At 35.0% G+C, this 22,633-nt stretch carries 19 protein-coding genes and 2 pseudogenes; 6 read left to right on the top strand and 15 right to left on the bottom strand.

Annotated elements, in window-relative coordinates; translation table 11 throughout:
• Window positions 1-23: 23 nt before the first annotated feature.
• From QRE67_RS13390 to QRE67_RS13400, 3 genes and pseudogenes are all read right to left on the bottom strand, one after another.
• Window positions 24-737: a polymer-forming cytoskeletal protein gene (locus tag QRE67_RS13390; protein ID WP_483298703.1), complete on the bottom strand. Its 714-nt coding sequence runs from the start codon at window positions 735-737 to the stop codon at window positions 24-26.
• Between the two features lie 10 nt (window positions 738-747).
• The gene (locus QRE67_RS13395; RefSeq protein ID WP_286120657.1) at window positions 748-1,371 is read right to left on the bottom strand and encodes a YhbD family protein; all 624 of its coding nucleotides are present in this window, start codon (window positions 1,369-1,371) and stop codon (window positions 748-750) included.
• 169 nt (window positions 1,372-1,540) lie between these two features.
• Window positions 1,541-3,318, bottom strand: a pseudogene (locus QRE67_RS13400) (SgrR family transcriptional regulator).
• A 60-nt stretch (window positions 3,319-3,378) separates the two neighbouring features.
• On the opposite strand from QRE67_RS13400, the gene QRE67_RS13405 reads away from it, so the two are divergent.
• On the top strand, window positions 3,379-4,584 hold the full coding sequence (locus QRE67_RS13405; RefSeq protein ID WP_286120659.1) for an MDR family MFS transporter: 1,206 nt from the start codon (window positions 3,379-3,381) through the stop codon (window positions 4,582-4,584).
• 23 nt (window positions 4,585-4,607) lie between these two features.
• Here QRE67_RS13405 and QRE67_RS13410 read toward each other — a convergent pair whose 3' ends face one another.
• The 5 genes from QRE67_RS13410 to QRE67_RS13430 all read right to left on the bottom strand — a co-directional run bounded on the left by QRE67_RS13410 (window position 4,608) and on the right by QRE67_RS13430 (window position 7,689).
• On the bottom strand, window positions 4,608-5,003 hold the full coding sequence (locus tag QRE67_RS13410) for a cytosolic protein (RefSeq protein ID WP_286120660.1): 396 nt from the start codon (window positions 5,001-5,003) through the stop codon (window positions 4,608-4,610).
• Between the two features lie 94 nt (window positions 5,004-5,097).
• The gene (locus QRE67_RS13415; protein WP_286120661.1) at window positions 5,098-5,346 is read right to left on the bottom strand and encodes a GlsB/YeaQ/YmgE family stress response membrane protein; all 249 of its coding nucleotides are present in this window, start codon (window positions 5,344-5,346) and stop codon (window positions 5,098-5,100) included.
• A gap of 346 nt (window positions 5,347-5,692) precedes the next feature.
• Window positions 5,693-5,881, bottom strand: a complete 189-nt coding sequence (locus tag QRE67_RS13420; RefSeq protein ID WP_286120662.1) for a DUF3970 family protein — start codon at window positions 5,879-5,881, stop codon at window positions 5,693-5,695.
• Between the two features lie 71 nt (window positions 5,882-5,952).
• Window positions 5,953-6,738 carry a class I SAM-dependent methyltransferase gene (locus tag QRE67_RS13425; protein WP_286120663.1) on the bottom strand — a complete coding sequence of 262 codons (786 nt, stop codon included), beginning with the start codon at window positions 6,736-6,738 and terminating at the stop codon, window positions 5,953-5,955.
• Between the two features lie 102 nt (window positions 6,739-6,840).
• A complete protein-coding gene (locus QRE67_RS13430; protein ID WP_286120664.1) occupies window positions 6,841-7,689 on the bottom strand; it encodes a hypothetical protein in 849 nt (282 codons plus the stop codon).
• Between the two features lie 234 nt (window positions 7,690-7,923).
• Here QRE67_RS13430 and QRE67_RS13435 point away from each other — a divergent pair, with 234 nt between their 5' ends.
• The gene (locus tag QRE67_RS13435) at window positions 7,924-9,126 is read left to right on the top strand and encodes an MFS transporter (RefSeq protein ID WP_286120665.1); all 1,203 of its coding nucleotides are present in this window, start codon (window positions 7,924-7,926) and stop codon (window positions 9,124-9,126) included.
• Between the two features lie 71 nt (window positions 9,127-9,197).
• Here QRE67_RS13435 and pduL read toward each other — a convergent pair whose 3' ends face one another.
• Window positions 9,198-9,767, bottom strand: a complete 570-nt coding sequence (gene pduL, locus QRE67_RS13440; RefSeq protein WP_286120666.1) for a phosphate propanoyltransferase — start codon at window positions 9,765-9,767, stop codon at window positions 9,198-9,200.
• A gap of 230 nt (window positions 9,768-9,997) precedes the next feature.
• On the opposite strand from pduL, the gene QRE67_RS13445 reads away from it, so the two are divergent.
• The 3 genes from QRE67_RS13445 (at window position 9,998) to QRE67_RS13455 (ending at window position 12,388) form a co-directional block, all read left to right on the top strand.
• Window positions 9,998-11,197 (top strand): LL-diaminopimelate aminotransferase, encoded by a 1,200-nt coding sequence (locus tag QRE67_RS13445; protein WP_286120667.1) that lies wholly within the window; start codon window positions 9,998-10,000, stop codon window positions 11,195-11,197.
• Between the two features lie 476 nt (window positions 11,198-11,673).
• Window positions 11,674-11,952: a hypothetical protein gene (locus tag QRE67_RS13450; protein WP_286120668.1), complete on the top strand. Its 279-nt coding sequence runs from the start codon at window positions 11,674-11,676 to the stop codon at window positions 11,950-11,952.
• 19 nt (window positions 11,953-11,971) lie between these two features.
• Window positions 11,972-12,388, top strand: coding sequence for a 3-hydroxyacyl-ACP dehydratase FabZ family protein (locus QRE67_RS13455; protein ID WP_286120669.1), 417 nt, complete (start codon window positions 11,972-11,974; stop codon window positions 12,386-12,388).
• 391 nt (window positions 12,389-12,779) lie between these two features.
• Here QRE67_RS13455 and QRE67_RS13460 read toward each other — a convergent pair whose 3' ends face one another.
• The 3 genes and pseudogenes from QRE67_RS13460 to QRE67_RS13475 form a co-directional block, all read right to left on the bottom strand.
• The gene (locus QRE67_RS13460; protein WP_286120670.1) at window positions 12,780-15,950 is read right to left on the bottom strand and encodes an ATP-binding cassette domain-containing protein; all 3,171 of its coding nucleotides are present in this window, start codon (window positions 15,948-15,950) and stop codon (window positions 12,780-12,782) included.
• Between the two features lie 283 nt (window positions 15,951-16,233).
• The gene (gene helD, locus QRE67_RS13465) at window positions 16,234-18,594 is read right to left on the bottom strand and encodes an RNA polymerase recycling motor HelD (RefSeq protein WP_286120671.1); all 2,361 of its coding nucleotides are present in this window, start codon (window positions 18,592-18,594) and stop codon (window positions 16,234-16,236) included.
• A gap of 748 nt (window positions 18,595-19,342) precedes the next feature.
• Window positions 19,343-19,846 (bottom strand): annotated as a pseudogene (locus tag QRE67_RS13475) (Holliday junction resolvase RecU); the annotation flags it as partial.
• A 293-nt stretch (window positions 19,847-20,139) separates the two neighbouring features.
• Here QRE67_RS13475 and QRE67_RS13480 point away from each other — a divergent pair.
• Window positions 20,140-20,856 (top strand): CsxC family protein, encoded by a 717-nt coding sequence (locus tag QRE67_RS13480; RefSeq protein ID WP_286120672.1) that lies wholly within the window; start codon window positions 20,140-20,142, stop codon window positions 20,854-20,856.
• Between the two features lie 61 nt (window positions 20,857-20,917).
• Here the strand turns inward: QRE67_RS13480 and QRE67_RS13485 are convergent, their stop codons facing one another.
• The 3 genes from QRE67_RS13485 to QRE67_RS13495 all read right to left on the bottom strand — a co-directional run bounded on the left by QRE67_RS13485 (window position 20,918) and on the right by QRE67_RS13495 (window position 22,586).
• Window positions 20,918-21,070, bottom strand: a complete 153-nt coding sequence (locus QRE67_RS13485; RefSeq protein WP_286120673.1) for a hypothetical protein — start codon at window positions 21,068-21,070, stop codon at window positions 20,918-20,920.
• A 200-nt stretch (window positions 21,071-21,270) separates the two neighbouring features.
• On the bottom strand, window positions 21,271-21,396 hold the full coding sequence (locus QRE67_RS13490; RefSeq protein WP_286120674.1) for a hypothetical protein: 126 nt from the start codon (window positions 21,394-21,396) through the stop codon (window positions 21,271-21,273).
• A 137-nt stretch (window positions 21,397-21,533) separates the two neighbouring features.
• Window positions 21,534-22,586 (bottom strand): NAD-dependent epimerase/dehydratase family protein, encoded by a 1,053-nt coding sequence (locus QRE67_RS13495; RefSeq protein WP_286120675.1) that lies wholly within the window; start codon window positions 22,584-22,586, stop codon window positions 21,534-21,536.
• Window positions 22,587-22,633: the final 47 nt, after the last annotated feature.

Here is a 22,633-nt window from a genome sequence, read left to right on the forward strand (position 1 = left end):
TCCATTCCTCTCTCCATAAAAAATTAAACTTGCTGAATTTCTTTTACTTTTGCATTTTTATCGACATGAAGAACTCCCGTATATTCAATGAGTCCGATCTCACAATTTGGCCCAACTGTAACATTGTTACCTCTTACTGTATTGATTTGCACATGATCAATATCAATATTGTCACCTTCTAATAGTTCAGCCTCTAAATGTGATCCAAACATTGTTTTAAAGAGCCTACTAAATGCAGACAATCTCTGCCTTACTTTAATCGTTTGTCCCCCTATTTCTTTCGCTCTACATGTACCATGAATATCAATATCAATTTCATCCGCGCTCAGTAAGCCACCGATTGTAAACTGCCCTTGTGACGAAAAGACATCCACTTCGCAGTTACCATCTATAGTCGCTTGCCCGCGAACCTTCAATTCTTCTCCAGTCAGTGTGCCACCAATTGTCCCTTTACCAGAAATCTTCATATTACTAGCACTTACATCCCTTGTAATCGTTGCTTTCCCATCAATTCGCATGTTTTCAGTGTTTACTTTCCCATCAACTTTTCCAGAGCCACTAATTCTTGTACGTTCACTTTTTAAATCACCATTTACATTACCTGATCCATTGCATTCAAAATCATCGCAATCGATATTTCCATTAACAGTTCCTCTTCCATTTAACTGTACTTTATGGAACTCTCCACCATTGGAAGAACCGTAACCATTTATAATTAAATTTTCTGTTCGCATTATTTTTCCCCCACTATAACAGCTTTGTTTTTAATGCTTCTGTATAGTTCATGATTGTTATACGTACAACAACCTTCGTACCTTTTTCAAAAAACAAGTCATCAACATTTGAAACTAAGAAACAAGTCGAAATACCTAGTTTACGAATCACCACTAACTCACTATTCTTTTGTTTCATTTTTTCGTAGTGCTCATGTAAAACCTGTAGCACCATCTTTCCTTCTTCTAAACTAATTTCTCCGGATTGAAGCAGTTCCTCTAAAATGTACAAATAGAGAATATCAACAAATTGAAATTCCACGGCTTTATTCGTTTGTTCTATAAAAAACTGTATAACCGATTCTGAGGCAATTCCTTTTCGTAACATATCTTCTTTCGATAAACAAATTTCTGTTACACTCGGCGAAAACATATTCGCTAATTCATCAAGTGATAAATCCTCTTTCATCGTTTGAATTTTATCAATACGCTCTAATATCTTTTCTTTTGGAAAAAATGTTTCTTGTCCTGTAAAAGTTGATTTTCTCACAAACCAATCTTCCGGTATTAAATTCTTTCTTTTCCACCTATATAGCTGCCCATATGAAATACCAGTCAGTTCCAATAAATCTTTTTTTGAAATCAAATCCGTACTCAATTGCATAACACTCCTTTCTGATAACAATGTAACATAACACTGTTACGTTGTAAATGGGCACTTATAAAAATATGCGCAACAGCGTTCAAAATCAGAATTTGATTCCATACAAAAAGGTCCTTTCGATTTTCATTACAAACCGAAAGAACCTTTATCTTATCCCTATATACTAGGGCTTAAACCATATATTATAAAAATCAATCCAGCCTTGCGAATTAATCATTATATTTTGTATTTTTTCATGTGTACGTATCTGCTGTTTATTCCGATATAAAGGAATGATATGAATATTACGTAACAATGTGTCTTCCACAGCACGTAACAGTGTAATCCGTTTTTCCATACTAGGTTCGGCAAAGAATGTAGTTAATTGTTCATTAAAATCAATAAGACTATGTTGATATATAAAACTATTTTTTGAAAGAAACATGTACAGAAAACTTAGTTCTATCTGCTCACTTATTGTAGCGCTATCATGAATGATATCTGCTTGTTTTATCGTTTCAATCTGTAATAATTCCTGCGCATCAAGAAACTTTATTTCAATTGTAACCCCATATTTTGCACATTCTCTTTGAATCCAATGTGAATCTTCAACATGATCCTGTTCCTTAAACGTATACAAATATAATATTTCACCGTTATATTTGCTCTTTTGCATGAAATAATTAATATTCTCTTCCATCCTCATAGGAGAGCTATTCCCTAACAGCAATTCATTTGCTGCTTCACCGCGTTCTCCCTCTAACTCATCCATCATTTTCTTACTATGAATAATTTGATATAACGCTTGCCGGAATTCAATATCCTGTAAAGGTCCTTGTTTTTTTGTATTTAGCGTAACATACGTTACATTGGCTTCTAATTTAGAAAGATCTTTGTGACGACTCTCTGTTTCCTTATTTTGTGCTCTCATTAAAACGTCGTATGCATCACTGCTTTCAAGTACATTCCATAATTCAATCCGATCAAGGAATGGGCGTTCACGAAAATACGAGTCATGTGCTTCTAAGACAAAAATGGAATCATTATTTTCACTCCGTTTAAATGGTCCCGTTCCTATTAGCTTGTTTTCCTCATCTGCCGTTACAATAGAACACCGTTCTCCGCCTAAAATATGTAATAATAATTCATTTTCTGTATGTAAATGAATCTCCATTGTATATTCATTTACAATATGTATTGTTTCAACGTGTTGCAGCATCCACAAATAAGGATTATCCTTTGTACTCATAAACCGCTGAAAGGTGTAGTAAACATCATGTGCGGTAAAGGCTTTGTCATTATGAAATCGAACCCCTTTTCTCAAATAAAACGTCCATACTTTTCGGTCACGATTACATTCCCAGTAAAATGCAAGGCGAGGCTCTATTTTATTTGTATTTTCGTTCACATATACAAGCGTATCATATAAATGTTTCACCATATGACATTCTGAACGTAATGTTGCATATACGGGATCCGAATGAATAATCAGATTCATTTCAACTTGTAAACGAAGCACATCTTGTCTTCCTTGAGAAGTTATTTCAACTTGATAACCAAAGATTGAGTCTATCCATGCTTTGAATTGTTTTATCAGTTGTGGAAAATATGAGCTATATTGTTCAACGAATGTTTTTCCACCCTTTACATCTCCTTGTTTCGTTATCTCTTTCCCCTTTTCTAAAATTAGAGTGATGGGGTCTTGTTGAAATGCTATCTTAGATCGATTTCCTCTCCCCCGACCTGGATACCAATAAATCCAGCCCGCCTCTTCTAATTTCTTTATAATAAATTTGCTATTACGATCTGTACAAAACAATGTTTCAGATATATTTTGTAATGCTATCTCTATTTTCTCCCCGCGTGTTCTCCCTTTTGCATACTGGAGCCACAATTGTATGTACTGCTCCATAATGACCATACATATCCCCCTCTAAAAGATGAAAAATTTCTTCCTTTCATTCTACCCTTTTTCAAATGTTGCTTCCATTTTAAAATTTCAATATAGAAAGGAGGAAATTCATGAATCGTCTTATGAAACGGTATAACAAGCTCATTTTGATTCGATTATTTGGTGAATTATTAACGAGTACAACGGGTGCCATGTTAGCTATCATCTTTATTGTATACGTCAATAAAGCTTTAGAAGGAAACGTTATACTCACGATGCTTCTTTTCGGATTACAGCCACTTACTGATATTATTTTTACACTATTCGCTGGTGGCGTGACCGATCGATATGGCAGAAAGAGCATTATGTTAATAGGACTATGCCTGCAAGCAATTGCAATGGGAGGGTTTGTATTTGCTGAATCAGTTCCCTTATTTGCTTTGTTATATGTAATAAACGGTATTGGCCGTTCTCTTTATATCCCTGCGCAACGTGCTCAAATTGCAGATATAACGGAGCATGAAAAACAAGCAGAAGTCTTCGCTCTTATTCAAACAGTAGGTGCTATTGGTACAGTGATCGGCCCGTTAATCGGTTACTTTTTTTATGAAAATCATCCTGAATTCCTATTTATACTTCAAGCAGTTACTCTCGTTCTCTATGCTATTCTCGTCTGGACACAGCTTCCGGAAACAGCTCCAACCATTCAAACAAGTGAACATGGTGCACAGTCAATTACATGGAAGCAGTTCATTTTAAGGCATTATGCTGTATTTGGTCTTATGGTATCTACTCTTCCTATTAGTTTCTTCTATGCCCAAACCGAAACGAATTATCGTGTATTTGCAGAAGATATTTTCCCAAATTTCCTATTCGTTTTCACATTCATCTCAACTTGTAAAGCTGTGATGGAGATTATACTACAAGTTGGGCTTGTCAAATGGTCAGAACGTTTTTCTATGCCTAAAATAATCATCATCTCATATATTTGTTATACGTTTGCAGCAATTGGATACGGCTATTCCAATACATTATGGACACTATTTTTCACATTGTTTCTCTTAACAATTGGTGAAAGTATTGCCTTAAACCATTTACTGCGATTTGTTGCAGAAATGGCTCCTAATCATATGCGCGGACGCTACTTTTCTATTTACGGAATCCACTGGGATATTTCCCGAACATGCGGGCCAGCTGTAGGAGCTGTTATATTAAATCATTTTAGTGGTGGCTTTTTATTTACCATTTGTGCATTATTTTTATTATTCGGTGGTATTGCTCAAACTATCTTCGTTCATTCGCTAGAACAGCACAGAACAAAAAAGCTGTCCCTTTAAAGGACAGCTTTACTCTATGTATTTTACGCTTCAATCTGTTTTCCATCTTCAACGATATGATACAGTAAGTGAGCTAAATGATGAATTGGACCATATTCTTCCTCTTCTTCATCCGTTTCACCTTGGTATTCAAGATCATTTAAGTATAGTGCTAAAAATTGATAGTATAGTTTTAAATCAAAGCCGTAGCAAGCACTTGGTTCTTCTTGTTCACCTTCATATTGTAACATTAAGTATTGTTCATTTCCCTCTGCATCTTCTGCATCAAAAAATACAAAGAAACCTACATTTGTATCTAAATCAAATAAATGACGCGTTCCTTTTTCTGTCGCTTTGTTGAAATCCTCTTCACTTAACTTATGTACTGTTGTTGCTTTTGCATTGTCTTCTTGATGGAAGTTTACTGTAAATGTTTTCAATGCTAACACCTCCTGATTGTATACGAGTAGCATAACAGATTAAAGTAAATAATACAAAAAGGACCACTTACAATAGTAAACAGCCCCCTACATACTATTTTCTCATCGCACGTAGCAAAAAGCTGACAATAAAGATTAAAATAATGGCACCAATTAATGCGGGAACAATGGCATACCCTCCAATAATTGGACCGAAATTACCAAGTAATGACGTACCGATCCAAGAACCGATAATACCAGCAATAATGTTTCCAATGACACCACCTGGTACATCTCTTCCTGTAATTAAACTTGCCAACCATCCTAAAATACCACCTACGATTAAAGACCATATAAATGACATGAAATTTCCTCCTTAATTTTTGAAAACTGTAACTAATGATAAGAACAAATCATTGCTTACCATTAGTTATGTTACTTTTATCATTAAGTTATACTTCATATGTTTAATGGATCTCCCTTATCTAAATACACTTTCAGATGCAAGTAGCTTACATCTAAGGATAATCAGGTTTCAGCGTTGTGCTCATGAACTCCTTTTTAAAGACACTGTAGCTAAAATCAATACCAAAATTACCGAAAAAGATTATTTTTTATTCACTTGTCTCCCTCTCATAATCATTTTCTTATAATTATTAGTATGGTAAATAAGACAAGAGTGTGAAATCGTATATAGCAAAAAAGCCGCCTTATTTATTGGCGGCTTCCATCTTTTTATAGGAAAGATATGCTAATACGTTCTTACTTGTTGTATATTTTGGATTGTTTCCTTTTCTTGGTTCTCGAACATGCGTTTTTTCATATCCAGGAACTTCCGGCATGTTCTCCAAAAATTCACCAATCTCATTTTCAGTTCCTTCAATACGTACACGAATCATAATAAACTTACTCCTTACTACATATTATTCCTGTAATAAGTATAGCGGACAAAAATAGGACTGCAAGCAAATTATCGTTTAAATGTTGAGCTTTTTCGACAAACAAATAATGCCATCTCTGTGTAAAACGATTCTACCTTTTTATTTTCAATGTGAATTTTGAAAAACTCCTGCATTTCCTTTGACGTTTTCATCATACAATCCGTTAGCTTTGAACGCGTTTGTAGTGGTACATCCATCATATCGCACCACCAATCAAAATTGAATTGTTTCTCAAATGTAAGACAAGATTGCATTTGCAAACCGTTCTTTTCTAATAATGAAATCCATTCTGTTTTCTTAAGTGCTCGGTGATGACTCGGATCTCGTTTCTTTTCAATAAAATTATAAAACGTATCATATTCTGTATCTTCTGGTGAAACATTATCAATTAATACAAACAGGCCCTTCTCTTCTAATGTCCGGTGCACCTCATGAATAAACTGAGGTGCGTTTGGAAAATGATGCGCAGCGATGCGGCAAACAACCGTATCAAATGATGCATCCGGAAACGGTAAAGCTTCTGCATTCCCTGCCACAAATGAAACATTCTCATGTCCATTTGAAATGATGAATTCTTTTGCTTTTTCTAACATATTCTCAGTTAAATCAAGGGCAACAACACTTTTAAATAATGAAGCTAACGTATTTGCAACATGACCTCCGCCCGTCGCAACATCTAGAAGTCGATCATTCTTATTGTTTTTAACTTGTTGGACCAAGTGCTGCAAATCCTGACCTTTTGCATGAATTTGACTCTTTACATATTTTTCGGCATTATTACCGAATTGCTTCGTTACAAGTTCTTCATTACTCATTCCACATCATCTTCTTTCTACATGTATTCATACATTGTCTTTTCAGCAAAAAGTAGAAAATTCCTGCTTCGTGAATGAGCATGATTTTAAGCGAACATTCTATCAGTGGTACACTTCTTTCGAAATATTCATCAGCTGTTGTTGTACTGAATTTGAAAAAGCATGAGAAAGATGTTTTCCGAGCAATGCCTGCTCTATTGGTGTAATACCGATTTCTATCAAAAATTTTTGAAACACTTTATATTGTCTTGTTTCGACTCGAGACAAATTTTTTCGACATTTTAATTTGTATTCCTTTTGGATTCTATCCCATAAATCATGTGCATATTGCTGTTCTAAGCGAAACGCTTTCGCCTCAGCATTTCGTTTTCTTTCTTCTCCCTCAATGAATGCTCGAACTTCTCCATTATATTTATAAATAATATAGGACATCGAATATGTAAATAGCTGATTTATTATTCTATCTTCTAAAACATAAAGATACTCCTCTATTTCTCCACAATCATAAACCATCACCGTTTCATAATCTGCCGATTCAATTTCAGTTTCATTTGCCCCAACTTCTATCAACATCTCTTTACATAATAATGAGTGTTGCTTAACAAAAGAATTAAGATAATTAGAATAAATGATATGCAAACACTTTTCACGTATACTTTCTTCTATTTTAATATGAAAAAGACCTATTCCTGAACAAGAACTCCCTCTCGTTTCTCCACTATATTCATTTAAAAAATCTTCTATCGTATTATACATGTGTTCTTCATGAGATTGGTTCGTATTTATTAATCTCCCACTATATTTCCAAGGTGAATCATCACTATGATTTACAACATATCTAGGCGTTTTTATGAAATAGTATACAATCCAAAAACAAACTTTCCCTAATATTTCCTCTTCATGCCTTTGTAAAAACTGACCCAACATTTTCTTGAAAAATTGCTGTATCATGATCATTCCTCCTCTAGGTAAGTATAACTTCATTTCACTATATTTTCTAAAATGGATGTTTAAATTTCGCACCTTATAAAACACAGATTTATCCAAATCAAAAAGATTGAGTTTCTACATTGAAACACGTAATATAGACTCTGACTCTAAAAAATAGCAGCATTAAAAATATATACATAAAGGAGGATTTGTTATACGATTTTCCCCTAATTTAGCAGACTGAGAGGTTTTATTATGTGGCGTAATAAAAATGTTTGGATTATCCTAAGTGGTGAATTTATTGCTGGCTTAGGTTTATGGCTTGGTATACTAGGTAACCTTGAATTTATGCAGCAGCATGTTCCTTCTGATTTTATGAAATCTGTCATTATGTTTATCGGACTATTGGCTGGGGTTCTTGTTGGTCCGATGGCAGGCCGGGTAATTGACCAATATGAAAAAAAGAAAGTACTTCTCTATGCTGGGTTCGGCCGTGTCGTAAGTGTTATTTTTATGTTCCTGGCTATTCAATATGAAAGTATCTCTTTTATGATTGCCTTTATGATCGCCATTCAAATTTCGGCGGCTTTTTATTTTCCAGCATTACAATCTGTCATTCCCCTTATCGTTCGGGAGCATGAACTATTACAAATGAATGGTGTGCATATGAACATCGGAACAATCGCTCGTATTGCTGGTACTTCATTAGGTGGTGTCCTTCTTGTAGTAATGAGTTTACAGTATATGTACGCTTTCTCAATGGCTGCATACGCGCTGTTATTTTTATCTACTTTTTTCCTAAAATTTGAAGACCAAAAACCAACCACATCTAACGAGCAAACATCTAAAGACAACAGTTTTATGGAAGTATTCCGTATTTTAAAAGGGATTCCTATCGCGTTTCGTGCACTTATTTTAAGTATCATTCCTCTTCTATTCATTGGCGGTTTTAATCTAATGGTTATTAATATTAGCGAAATGCAGCATGATCCAACGATTAAAGGATTTATTTATACAATTGAAGGTATAGCCTTTATGCTTGGGGCTTTCGTAATTAAACGTTTATCAAATTATATTTCACCTGAAAAATTGCTGCATATCTTCGCATTCTGTACTGCTTTTGCTCATCTTTCACTATTTTTCAGTGATGTAAAGTGGATGGCACTCGTATCTTTCGGTATGTTTGGGTTTAGTGTCGGTTGTTTCTTCCCTGTTATGTCGACAATATTCCAAACAAAAATTGAAAAAAGCTATCATGGACGTCTTTTCTCATTCCGCAATATGTTTGAACGAGTGATGTTCCAAATCGTATTACTTGGAACTGGTTTTTTCTTAGATACAATCGGATTACGATATATGGTACTAATTTTCGGTGTCATTTCATTGTTCATTATATTCACATCCCTAACTGGGCAAAAACAAGTAGATAAGCAGCCTTCACAATCTGCAAACATGTAACAACCATCTCTTTAATAGAGATGGTTGTTTTCAAATGGTAACTAAGTTTTTTCCTAATAAAAAGCCTCACTTTATCTTATTAATTCACCCTTATCACCTGTTTTAATATTTGCAGCATTAGCCTCATCCGTATCAATATGCATATCTAGTGCGTATGAGTCTCTCACTCTTATTAATACTTGCTGAAAAATAAGCGCTCTTTCTCCTTCAACTTTCACATTTACATATTGACCATCTTGTACGCCAAATTGTTCAGCATCTTTCGTTGTCATATGTATATGCCGTTCCGCAATAATAACACCTTTTTCAATTTCAATTGCTCCTTTTGGACCGATGACCGTTATCCCAGGAGTTCCATTAATATTGCCAGACGAACGGATTGGAGCATCAATGCCAAGATGACGTGCATCTGTTTTAGAAATCTCAACTTGTGTAAATTTACGTACTGGTCCGAGAATACGTACTTTTTGAATTTCTGATTTCTCTGTCTTGATTATAACGGTTTCCACTGCTGCAAATTCTCCCGGTTGTGAAAGTTCTTTCGCAAGCGTTAGCTCGTATCCATCTCCAAATAGTTTTTCTAAATCTTCTGTTGTCACATGGATGTGTCGATTCGATACGCCAATCGGAACCTGTTTCATCTTAAGCACTCCTTTACCACTTCATAAAATTCATACTTTTTTAGCATCCCCTCTCTTTTATCATTTACACAATAATGTTTACACTTATATATGACAATTGAAAAAGACAATATACAAAGTAATTGATTGAAAACATAGTTTTATATTCTCGGTAAAAAGTGGTAAGATATAATTATGTGTTTTCAGAATAATAAAAGAATGAAAACACAGTTGTTTAGGAGGGATTTTTGATGAATTACACGTTAGCAGTACGAATGAAAGCATTTCAATCTTCTATATTTAGTGAATTAGCAACCTATAAAAAAGAAAAAATTGCAGCAGGTCACGAAATGATTGATTTAAGTATCGGTAATCCTGACATGCCTCCTGCTGATTTTGTAAGAGAAGCCTTAGTACATACAGCAAGTGGAAAAGAAAACTATGGATATACGTTAACAGGGATTCAAGATTTTCACGAAGCAGTAACTGAATATTATAACAACAATCACAACGTTATATTAGATGCAAACCGTGAAGTTTTATTATTAATGGGGTCGCAGGATGGACTCGTTCATTTACCAATGGTATTCGCAGATCCAGGGGATCTCATATTAGTCCCTGACCCTGGGTATACAGCGTATGAAACTGGGATTCAAATGGCAGGCGCTGAATCTTATTTCATGCCTTTAAAAAAAGAAAATGACTTTCTGCCTGATTTACAGGCGATTCCTCAAGAAATCGCCGATCAAGCAAAAATGATGATATTAAACTTCCCTGGAAATCCAGTCCCAGCGATGGCACATGAAGATTTTTTCAAAGAGGTCATCTCTTTTGCAAAACAACATAACATCATCGTTGTTCACGATTTCGCTTATGCAGAATTTTATTATGATGGTAAAAAACCAATTAGCTTCTTGTCTGTTCCAGGCGCAAAAGAAGTTGGTGTTGAGATTAATTCTTTATCCAAAAGCTATAGCTTAGCCGGGAGCCGCATTGGTTATATGATTGGAAATGAAGAAATTGTAGGAGCATTAGCACAATTTAAATCAAACACGGATTATGGCGTGTTCTTACCCATTCAAAAGGCAGCAGCCGTTGCCCTACGTCACGGTGCTGAATCTTGCGAGAAAAATCGTACTATCTATCAAGAACGAAGAGATACTTTAGTTGATGGCTTCGCTTCTTTCGGTTGGTGTGTTGAAAAGCCAGCTGGGAGTATGTTCGTTTGGGCTGAAATTCCAAAGGGATGGACTTCATTAGATTTCGCTTATGCGTTAATGGACCGTGCAAATGTTGTTGTGACACCAGGTCATGCCTTTGGACCACATGGTGAGGGCTTTGTTCGTATCGCACTTGTCCAAGATAAAAAAGTACTACAACAAGTTGTTGAAAACATTAAAAATAGCGGTATTTTTTCTCATGAAGATGCAGCTGCTTTAGTCAGAAATTAACTACACTCCCCTGCTCATTTTTAGTAGGGGATTATTTTATATAAAGTGAAACTTTAATCAGTGGGAGTTTTCTTCATCTCCCACTGATTATTAGTTGAACCAATCGGGCTTTTACGGGCAGTTATCCCCCACCTATCTTCTTTGTTTCTCTCTGAATCTTGAGGTGGGCGTCTTACTGCCCGTTAATGCGGGATAAATACAAATTAAAAAACCTACATAAAACCCTTCTTTTTAGGCGGGAGAGAGCATCCGTTTATGCATAGAAGCGGTCGGATCCTTTTCCTGCCCATGCCAAGCGAAAACAAAGAGAGAAAACGAGTGCAGGTGACCTTTTGTTATCCATAGCCGCGGCTATATGTCGAAAAATCAAAATGGATTTATATATAATAGAAAGGATTGATTTCGATTATATATTGGAGTAGTTTCATAATTGCCGTATTCGTAACTGGTTTGGCTTTTTTTTATCTGATTACACATTGTTCAATCGTTTACAATGGTGGCAGCCTTTTCTCATTGGTCTTGCAGTTGTCCCAGCAGGTGCTCTTACTGAAAAAATGAATTCTCCTATGTGGCTAATTATTGTGATCCCTTTTCCAATTGGAATCACTTTGTTGCTTTCTTTTCTTGAGTGGGATGGTATACTTTGGCTATCTACATACGGATTAACACTCATCTATTACATTATTTTTCATATTTTCTTAAGTTACTCGTTCAAATTTGATTCACTTATTCCTGCTTGGAAATTACATGCTTAATTTTAATTAGGAGGTTCACATGAACACAACAAATATTAAAGATACGCTTCCCCATCGATATCCCTTTTTAATGATTGATGGAATCACAGATATTGAAGATGGAAAATCAGTAAAAGGTTATAAACACATCACAACTAACGAATGGTTCATCAATGAATTTCAAAAAACAATGCCTCACACGTTAATCGTTGAAGCGCTTGCACAACTTGGAGCCTTTGTTGGTAGCAATGAATCAACTGGTTTAGGCTTTCTATCTTCCATAGATGGTGTAGAATTTGTAGGAGATGCTAATCCTGGCGATCGATTAGATTTATATTATGAAATTGTACGGAACAAACGTGGTTTTATCCTTGGCAAAGGTCATGCTTCTGTGAATGGGCAAACAATCGTCAAAATAGAAAAACTTTTAGTTTATATGGCTGAAGGTTCACACTAATATAATGATCCTTATGAAAAATAATATAGTCTGCAAAAACAAAGGAGTGGTAAGTGAGAAATTAGGCTTTAGTTACTTCATAAAAGCGCCCGATTGTTGAATAACATTTTTATATATTGGGAATTTCCATTCCTTTTATTAAAGCTTTTATACGATAGATTGAAAGCATTCCTAAAGACTTTCGCTTTGATTGGCGTGCTTAGATAATAAGTAGATTTTCTCCGTTCTTTTGTCTATCTAAATTGGCACTTTTAATATTCTTTTAAACCAACAAGCTCCACTTCAGAATAGCATAAAAACTCATTTGCAATTTATTATTGCAAATGAGTTTTCTATCGCTAGCTGACATCTAGCTTTGTTTTAAAATATGGCTTTTTTTAATAATTCTAATTTAATTATTTTGCTCAAGGCATTGATAAACCGCCATCATATCGCTTTTATTTAACTCACGAATACGATTGAAAATTGGAATATCTGCAACAGCCTCAATATTTAAGCTTTCAGCAACAACATCACTTACTGTTCCAGTTAACCATGTTTTTACTTGTATGCCTTCAACAAGCTCCTTAAGACCATCATCATTGATGCCACTTGCATAACAACTTACACATGGAATTGTTAATTTGAACACGCCATCATGCAGATTATCTTCTGATATAACTTTCTTTCCTTTACAGAATGGACATGGATGGCTTTTTTTAATTTTATTAATTTGGGTAACTAATTTTTTGTAACCAAATGCTTCATAAACATATGTTAGTTTTTTGTATTTTCCATTTGTGAAATACTTATCTATGATGGTTTCTCTTGTTTCATTGATATTAGGAAAATCACAGATGGTCACTTGATTATTGTTGCTAATGGATTCGATATTGCCCTTAATTGTATCCCAGAATGGTAAGACATTTTGTAATACCATTTCATAACCCGTAAAGCTTGCTTGTTCTAATTCAAACATTTTCAGTGAGACTTGTGTTTTTCTAGGCAGTAAAGAGACATCTTCTGTCAAAATCATATCGCCACCTACAATAGATTTCAGTTTGATGAGTGCAGGTAAATCACCTACTATTTTCAATACTTGGTCAATCGGCTGATTGATAATTTCACGAATATCTGTGTCTCCAAATTTAAGCGGTTTATGGTGGTTTAAAACAGTACCCTCACAAATTGGACATGTAATCCTTTCTTTAGAAGCTTTAATTTGCTCTTTAATAATTGATTTTGAAACGAAAATATACCCACCAACGATGGTATTAAAACCTACCCATGTTCTACGTGCCTTGCCTTTCTTATCATAAAATGACTTTTCAAAATACCCGTACCAAAATGTATGCTTTTCTTCATCTGACATCTCATTATAGCTTTTCGTCAGGTCATGACCAAGCTCATTCTTAATTTCTTCAAATAGAAATTCTAATTTTGGGTATTGATAAAATTTTAATACTTCCATTACTTCTGGATAGAATAGACCATCCCAGAATGGAAGATTTTTGTCCTGAATCGCAAGATCTTTATCAAATATTTCAATCTCAAGACGTCCTGAGCATGATGGACAATGATTGTCCTTAGAAAAGAAATCAAAGCCTCTCGTATCTTTATTGGTCGGATGCGACGCTATAATATAGTTAATCATGCCACCAATTTCATAAAGGAAACTATATTGACTATACAAATGTCTTTCAAGATCAATGGCAATGACAGGTGCAATTGTATTAGAATCGTATTCACCATAAATCAAACGGGCTATTGATGATAAGCTTTTTAAAATACCGCCTTTATAGACATTTTCTGCATTTTTAAAATAGGCGATATGACTTTCTTTTAAATACGTAATGCCATTTTGTGATTTGAGTGTAGATGAAATAGGCGATGGTAGCGCGATATCTTCCCTATTTTTAGTCTCATAATATTCATGATGACTAACAACATCAAGATGCGTGACAGGTTCATTCTTTCTTTTACCAAAATCAACGATAAAATCAGAACTTTCCATCATATAGGAATTATGTTCAATCATCATGATTGAAACTGATTCATCTTGTAGAATGTCCCTGATACTATCAATGAATTGATTTAAAATATTTTGTGATAAACCTTTTGAAGGTTCGTCAAAAATGAAAAGTGTATTAGGATTTCTAGAATTTGCAAACAGTTCCGAGACTAAATGCACACATTGAAATTCACCAGTCGATAATGTTTGCGTTTTTCTATTTAAAGTCAAATAACCTAGTCCAAGTTTGATCAATAAGCTCAAACGCTTATGTGCGATATCTTCATTTGGAAGTTCATCAATGATATCTTCAATTGAGCGATCGAAAATATCATCAATTGCTTCACTATATTTTGTGATTTTCTTTTTAATATCAAGAAAAGTCGCAACAGTTGACCGACTCGTAATGGATTGGTTTCGATCTTGTCCAACCATAACAAGTTTATCGTTTTTGTATTGCTTCTGAAAATCTTTGGCAATACATTCGTTGACAAGTGTAGATTTACCACATCCAGACTCTCCGGTAATGGTTACAAGTCTATTTTTTGGTATTTTAATTTCAGCTATTTGAATATTACGGCAATATAAATCATAAAATTGATAGTAATCTGTTGGCTCTTCCTCATTTCGTTCTAAGTGAACTGGTTTTGGACGCGGTGATTCATCCACGATTTTTCCGCCATATTTACCACTGCCAGGTCCAAAGAATACTTGGTCATCTGTTGTATCGAGCACTGTGTCAGAATGGTCAATAAGCCAAATTTGATTCTTATTGCCTAATTGTTTAATTTGTTCTAAAATTTTAAGTAATGTTTCGTGATCAATACCGACTGATATTTCATCAATGATAATGACAGTATTTTCACTTACAGCCATGAATTCTGCCAGGTAAAGTCGAGTTAATTCTCCACCAGACAATGTACCCATAATTCTGTTTAATGTTAAGTAACCCATATTCATATTGATAATGTTTTTAAGTATATGCTGTTTTTCTTCACTAATATTTAAATCTTCTGATAGGGAAAGAATAGTTTCAATACTTAAGTTGTTAATTTCTGATATACTATGCGGTTTACCAAATAAATCGATTGTATATTGCTCAACTTCCTCGTTATAACGCCTTCCATTACACTTAGAACATTCAACATTTTTATTAGTACCGCGGCCTTTACACTTAGGACACCAGCCTAATTCATTATTAAATGAAAAGACTTCTGGAGAAAGATCGTATTTTTCAGCGAGTCTTACACGAATCTCTGTAAATACGCCAGTATGCGTGCCAATTGTTGAACGTGGATTAGAAGAAATTGATGATCTTCCAAGAAAAAGCACTAAAGGCATTTCTTCCATATTAATGGCACTGAAATTTGTTTCCATAATATCAGGAAATAAATACTGATATTCAGCCTTTGGCAATAATGAAACGAGACGTTTCTTAGACTCTTCACCAATTGTCTGACAAAAAGTTGTTTTACCAGATCCAGATAAACCAGCAATGCCTAACGATTGATCAGTTGGAAGTGCTGCATCTAATTTGTTAATATTGTTCGCAATTAATTGATTTATTTTCATTGTGATCTCCTTACAATTCTCTAAATTTAATATTGCCATATTAGTAAAACTTCAAATCGTCAGGAAAATTTGCTTAGCGTTGTAAATCCGCATTTTCCTGACGGTACCCCAGGTGGAGGTCTTACTGCCCGTTAATGCGGGATAAACCTTTGGTTATATAAAAGGCTGGCAGTTTGATATGGTACCTGTTCAAACTGCCAGCCTTTTCAACTTAACTTCCGACCCGTGTATGACATTCAAATAATTTTTGAATATACAACGAATTTGCACATAGTGTCACTCTTTATTTTATATTTTTTTTATGAAGCAAATATGTGTCTGGAGAAGCAGACATTAGAAACAGATTCATTTCTCCTACAGTGTAGATATACAATTCATGCATCGCACGTGTACAAGCTGTATAAAACAGTTTTCGCTCACTTTCTCTACCATATTGTTTCTTTGAAGCATCATAGATGATAACCGCGTCAAACTCTACCCCTTTCGCTAAATAGGAAGGGATAATCAGAATACCTGTATCAAACGAACTTGTTTCTTTTTTTATAAGACGTACCTGTAAAGTTTGTTGTAAAATATGAAAAGCTCTTTCACTTTCTTCTGCTGTTTTACAAATCACCGCAATTGTTCTATGACCGTCTTCTTGAAATTGCTCAATCTGCTTCACAATCTTTTTATGAAGTTCCTCTTTCCCTTTCACTTCCGTTATAGTAGGCTGTTTTCCATCACGTTGAAAAGGTTCAATCTCATTTCCATCTTTGATTAACTGCTTCGTAAAGTTTATAATTTGTTTTGTAGAACGATAACTACGTGTTAGAACAATTCTTTCACTCAATTCTTCTCCAAACAAGGTACATAGCTGTGAAAACTCATTTTCCGCCGCATGCATATAAATTGTTTGATTAAAATCACCTAGTATCGTCATTTTACTATGTGGAAACAATCGTTTTAAAAACGCATATTGAAATGTAGAGTAATCTTGTGCTTCATCAATAAATATGTGCTGAACAGATGTGTTCCTTTGTAGTTCTTCCAGCTGGTCTTTCATATACAAATAAGGCGTTGCGTCTTCGAAAGGCATTTGAAACTGTTGAATCTTCTCTACGGTTTCTTTACAAATCTCTTTCCAGCCTTGTGGTAAGTTATTCTTTTCTATAAACTGCTCAGCAAACTGCGGATCTTTATATAATTGTAAATACAGTGCTGGTGTGTTTATAAATTGGAGTTTTTTTACACGTTTTCGAAGTGGCTTAAAGTATTCTTTTACAACGATAGCCGCTAGCATGTTTTGTTCTCGTTCAAAATCATCAAATGTACCATCCGAATATTCTTGCTGTTGCTGTAATTTTTGATGAACCTTTGCATATGTTTCTTTATCCAATAGCTGTACTTCTTCTTCCACCCAAAGTTTTTTCCGCTCTATTTTCTCTTGTTTCTTCAACTCTTTTAACAACCATTCAGAAATTAACTTTATTCGATTTGGAATCCGTATCGAAGCATCAAAATCATAAAATTGTTCTTTCATTTGTTCCTTAGAAATCAATACTTTCCCTCTAAATTTAATATCTTTAAACAGCATGCCATCCTGTTTTAAGTAAGCCACATAATGATCTACCACTTGAATAAAAGCCGCACTTGCTTTGTAGCGAATACCTTTTAAACGTGTGTTATATCCTTGTTCTTCCATTCCTGTCAGTATATACTCCATTTGTGTAAACGGATCTTCTAATTCGAATTTCTTATCAATATGACGCTCCAAATATTCTTGGAATGTCGTTTGTTTCATATTATCTTCTCCAAGTTCTGGTAATACAGTGGAAACATAACTATTAAACATGGCGTTAGGTGAAAAAAGAACGATTTGATCGGCATGTATTGTATCTCGGTAACGATACAATAAATAAGCGACACGCTGCAATGCAGCAGAAGTTTTCCCACTCCCAGCTGCCCCTTGCACAACAAGTAAACGACTCTTTTCGTTACGAATAATTTGATTTTGTTCTTTTTGAATAGTAGAAACAATACTTTTCATTTGCGTATTCGCATTGTTTCCTAACACTTCTTGTAACAAAGTATCTCCAATTGTAACGCCTGTATCAAACATGCTTATAATTTCACCATTTCGAATAACATACTGTCTTTTTAATGTCATTTCTCCTGAAATCGTCTCATTTGGTGCCTTATAATTCGCTCGCCCTACTGAATAATCATAGTACAAGCTAGATATAGGAGCTCGCCAGTCATAAACAAGAAATTGTTCTGTACTTTCATCATAAAAAGAGTGAATACCAAGATAAATGGAATCCTCACTTTTTTCACCGTCTTCTAAAAAATCAATTCTTCCGAAATATGGTGATTGCTGTAGTCTTTTTAATCCTGTAACTTGATTGTGAGCATGACGATGACTTCGTTCTCGTTCTGATAGTAATTCCACCTGTTGCTTTATGCTTGCTGCAGTTTCAGTAGCCTCTTCAGCATTATCAAAGTTTACTGTCACATCATCCCAAAAGTGTTTTCGAATCTGGACAACATCCGCTTTTCCCACACTTATATTTTGTTCAAGTGTATCAATATGCCGTTCAATTTTCCCGACAACTTCTTCTACTCGGTGTTGTTCCTTCTGCCACTCTTGCCCTGTCTTCTCCATATCGCCACTCCTTATCACCATAAATTCATCCTGATCCTCAATATTTTGAGGCAATAGCTTAGAAAAACAACTTCACTGAAAGAAGTTTTTCATTATATGACCAAAAGTTTGACAAACATAATAATAATTTGTTATAATTATTATGGATAGTTATTGAATAAAAACTAAAATTTAACTAATGGTCATTTTTTCATTGTAGCATATATACATTTTCCAAATCAACATAAAAGGAGATACCAAATGGTATCTCCTTTTATGCTTTCAATTCAACTTCAAATTCTATAATTGATTCACCGTTTTCTCCAATTCGTTCGACACTAATCTTTTCAACTTTATAAGAAAATTTAGTGGTTAAACTAGGAATTTTCACGGTCGCTATTTTATCAGCATTTCTTCCCACTGTGACATGTGGAATATACGGAATATTTTCTATTCACTCAAATGTCCATTTTGTTCAATAAAAAAAGAACACTGTAAAGTGCCCTAAGTTTCTGAGTATAAAATATGTGACAATGCCTTGCCCATTCGAATGGCGCAACATAGAAGAGCTTTATAGCGGAATATATAGAGCTCTTGGAAAAGGAATAAGTTGGTTGGCATTGACTCGATATTTCGATATTGTATGTTTAGAAATTCCTTATGTGCAATGAGAAAGAGCACCTTATCCAATAGGTACTCTTTCGTGAAGGAGAGTGTGCGAAACAGGCGACCACTGCTTGTCCACTCTAATCCCTCCTTATACCGCTAATTCATCAACATATCGTAAGTAATCAACTGGCGCCCTTTCCGTCTGATCTACCAGGTATCCGTAAATATCAAAGTCTGCTCTTAGTATCGACTTCTTCCCTTTCGGCTGCAGTGACAGTCTTATATAAGACTGAATAACCGATAACGGAACTAAGAACACTGTCTGATCTTTACTAAACTCAATAAGGAAGAAACACATAGCTCCCATCTTGTCCGCTTTCTCCAGGTAATCCAGTTGATGCTGTGCGATGTTACTTAAATCAAATCGTGTATCACTCTGTGTTGACTTCGCTTCAAACGCTACTGCTTTACCTCTATACACACCATCGTAATCTACTGTGCTTTTAGACTCATAAAAACCATTTAGAACTCTACTGCCCGCGCTCTTTAACACCTTCACAGGAGTCGGACGCTTGTTTATAAGCGCCACCCCCTAACGTTGGTACATTTCATTCGATAGATTGATAAGTCTTTCGAAATGCATTTCTCGATTACCTAAGCCCATTGTTATTCCTCACTCTCTTTTAAAAGGATTATTTTGTTAAGTTTTTTATACTTCAGGATTTTCATAGGTGTTACTTATTACACAAATCTTGTAATAAAAACCATCACGTTTCATCATCAATTTATTGTAAACATATGAGTCTTTCAACTTCATGCCCTCTAAGGTTTTCATTACATTAATCAATAAAAACAACTATGATACAAGCACAGTCATACATAGAAGAAGCGAATATAGTAATAACATAACCAAGTTGTTCAAATTCTAAATTTATTATAAAAAGGAGAGTGTAAACTATGAGCGAACAATGCCCGATTAATGTACCGTGTCAGGTTACTGGACAAACTCAAACGCCATTAGCTGATGTAGCTGCAACACCAATCGTTACACCAGCTGCACTGATTAAAATACCGGTTGTTTTAGCTGAGAGAACGATTCAAATTGTTGTAGAATCGAATATTTCATTGGAGCCTGCAGCAGTTGAGATTAAACGTGTGTTAAAAAATGTATTTTTAACACAATGTAAGTTAGTTCCTGTAGCTTTCACTTCAGTAGCATGTACGAATTTCCGACGCGTAACAAGAGCGAAGTTATTTGTAGAAGGATTTATTCGTAAAAATATTGAATATGCTGCGGATGAGTGTAATGGAGCATTGCAGGATAGAATTGCTAATGTTCCGTTTAATGGATTTGCAGATTTGACAGCAGGCGATTTTCTAACAGAACCACTATTTGCAGCTTCTTCAGACACTACTTCTCACTTTATTAATCCTAAAAATGGTGACTTACCTCGATTAGATAAGTACTTCTTTGAAAATACGGTATTTTATAATGAACAACCGTATTGTGAACTAATTAGTGCTAATTTCTTTGAACTTGATTTTTCACCATGCCCTACAGTTTTAAATGAGCCGTTCGATACACTTCGTGAAAAAATCGTACTAGACCTTACTTTGAAAGTTTTGCAAATACAACAAGTGGAAGTTGGTTCTGGTACAACCAATAATTGTTAGAAACGTAGATTCTGGTGCAAAAAGAGTCCGAGTCAATTAGAATTCAATTTTTAAATAATCCCTAACTCGGAAAAAGAACCGCACATCCTGCTTGAATTTGTTTTTCTTGATTTTTCATCCGGACACATAACGCTTTGTAGTTTTTCAGCTCTTTCACCACAAATTTACGCATCTCTTTTTCATCGATGTCTTCAAAGAATGACAATTGGCACATACGATACGATTCCCTCCTGCATAAAATTCCAAATCCTGTCCATACTATAGGTAGGCTGTGATAGCTTGAGTTTACGAGTTACCTCCAATTTTCTTTCTCCCTTTCCCTGGGGCCGAGTAGTTAGCTTTTGCTAGCTGCTCTTTTATTGTTCGTTGATTTGACATTCATTGATAAAACGTAGATTTTACAATTCCCATTACCTATATCCTCAACTGCTCGACAACCATTCCTTCATCCACTGCTCTAAAGCATTTTAAAGTGACTTTTTTACCATTTAAATCATTAAAATTAAAAGTCGGTATATTAGGAAAGAAGTTTTCATTCATTTATCCATTCCCCTTTTCTACAAAATGAAATAAGAGATATAGAATTGTAAAAAGGTATTTTTAGATTATACAAAAAAGAGGATTTAACTCCTTTCCGAAGCTAAGTATCCTCTTTAAAACGTTGTCAAAATAATGATTCACGCAAGAGTTTGCGTCTCCCTCCATTTCTCCAATAATCGCTGTTCTTTATCACTCGCTAAACCCGCTTTTCTCTCTTCCGTTTCACTACGTAACTGTTCCCATTTCCAAATATCCGTAATTGTTTCTTCAATAGATCGAAATGATAGTCCTGTTTGCAATGCTTTGTCAATACTAATCGCATTACTACCACGCCACGGCTCTTTCTCTCCTTGAAGCGGTATTTCTTCTGGTAACCAAAGTGGCATTTCTGTCCACGGAGCTACATGGTTTTCTAATAAAAATTGTTCGCTCGCCCAAGTAAACTCAGCATCACTATTTGTTACCTGTTTACAGCATTGTAATAATTGCTCCATCGTTAAGGGAGCAGCGGGTCCTGTTGCATTGTATATGCCAGTCACGTTCCTCTCAATCATATGTAAAATCCATATAGCTAAATATTTAACATCAATTAACTGGACATGACTCTTTGAATTTCCTGGTGCCAATACAGTTCCACCCTCCGAGATTCGTTTCACCCAGTAAGGTAGCCGATCTGCATAATCATTTGCTCCTACAATCAAGCCCGCTCTTACTGCCAACACTTGATTCGGCATATTTTTCTCCGCCTCTATTTCACACATTCTCTTTAATGGTCCGTAATATTCATTGTAGATTGGTCCTGCAGTATCCCGGGTAATATCATTAACTTTTTCTTTTGATAAAATGGGCGTATCGTATTCTTCCGTAATCCCCTTTGAAATCCAATCTCGGTAAACAGAAATACTAGATACATATGTATAATGTGAAATATGATGCACTAAAACAGATGTTGCTTTTCCAACAGTACGTGGTACAAAACCACACGTATCAATTGCAGCATCCCATTTTCGTCCTTTTAATACTTCTAAATCTCCATCTCTATCGCCAATTAATACTTCTACATTTGTATTTTGAAAAATGCCATTTTGGTTTCCGCGATTAAAAACCGTTAGTTCATGCCCCCTCTTCAATCCTTCTTCAACAATTGCTCTTCCTAAAAATCTAGATCCACCGAGTATTAAAAGTTTCATCTTCATCCCTCCATCTTTTAATCATACGCTCTAATTTTCAAAACACC

The sequence above is a fragment of the Bacillus sp. DX3.1 genome (assembly GCF_030292155.1).
GTDB lineage: Bacteria > Bacillota > Bacilli > Bacillales > Bacillaceae_G > Bacillus_A.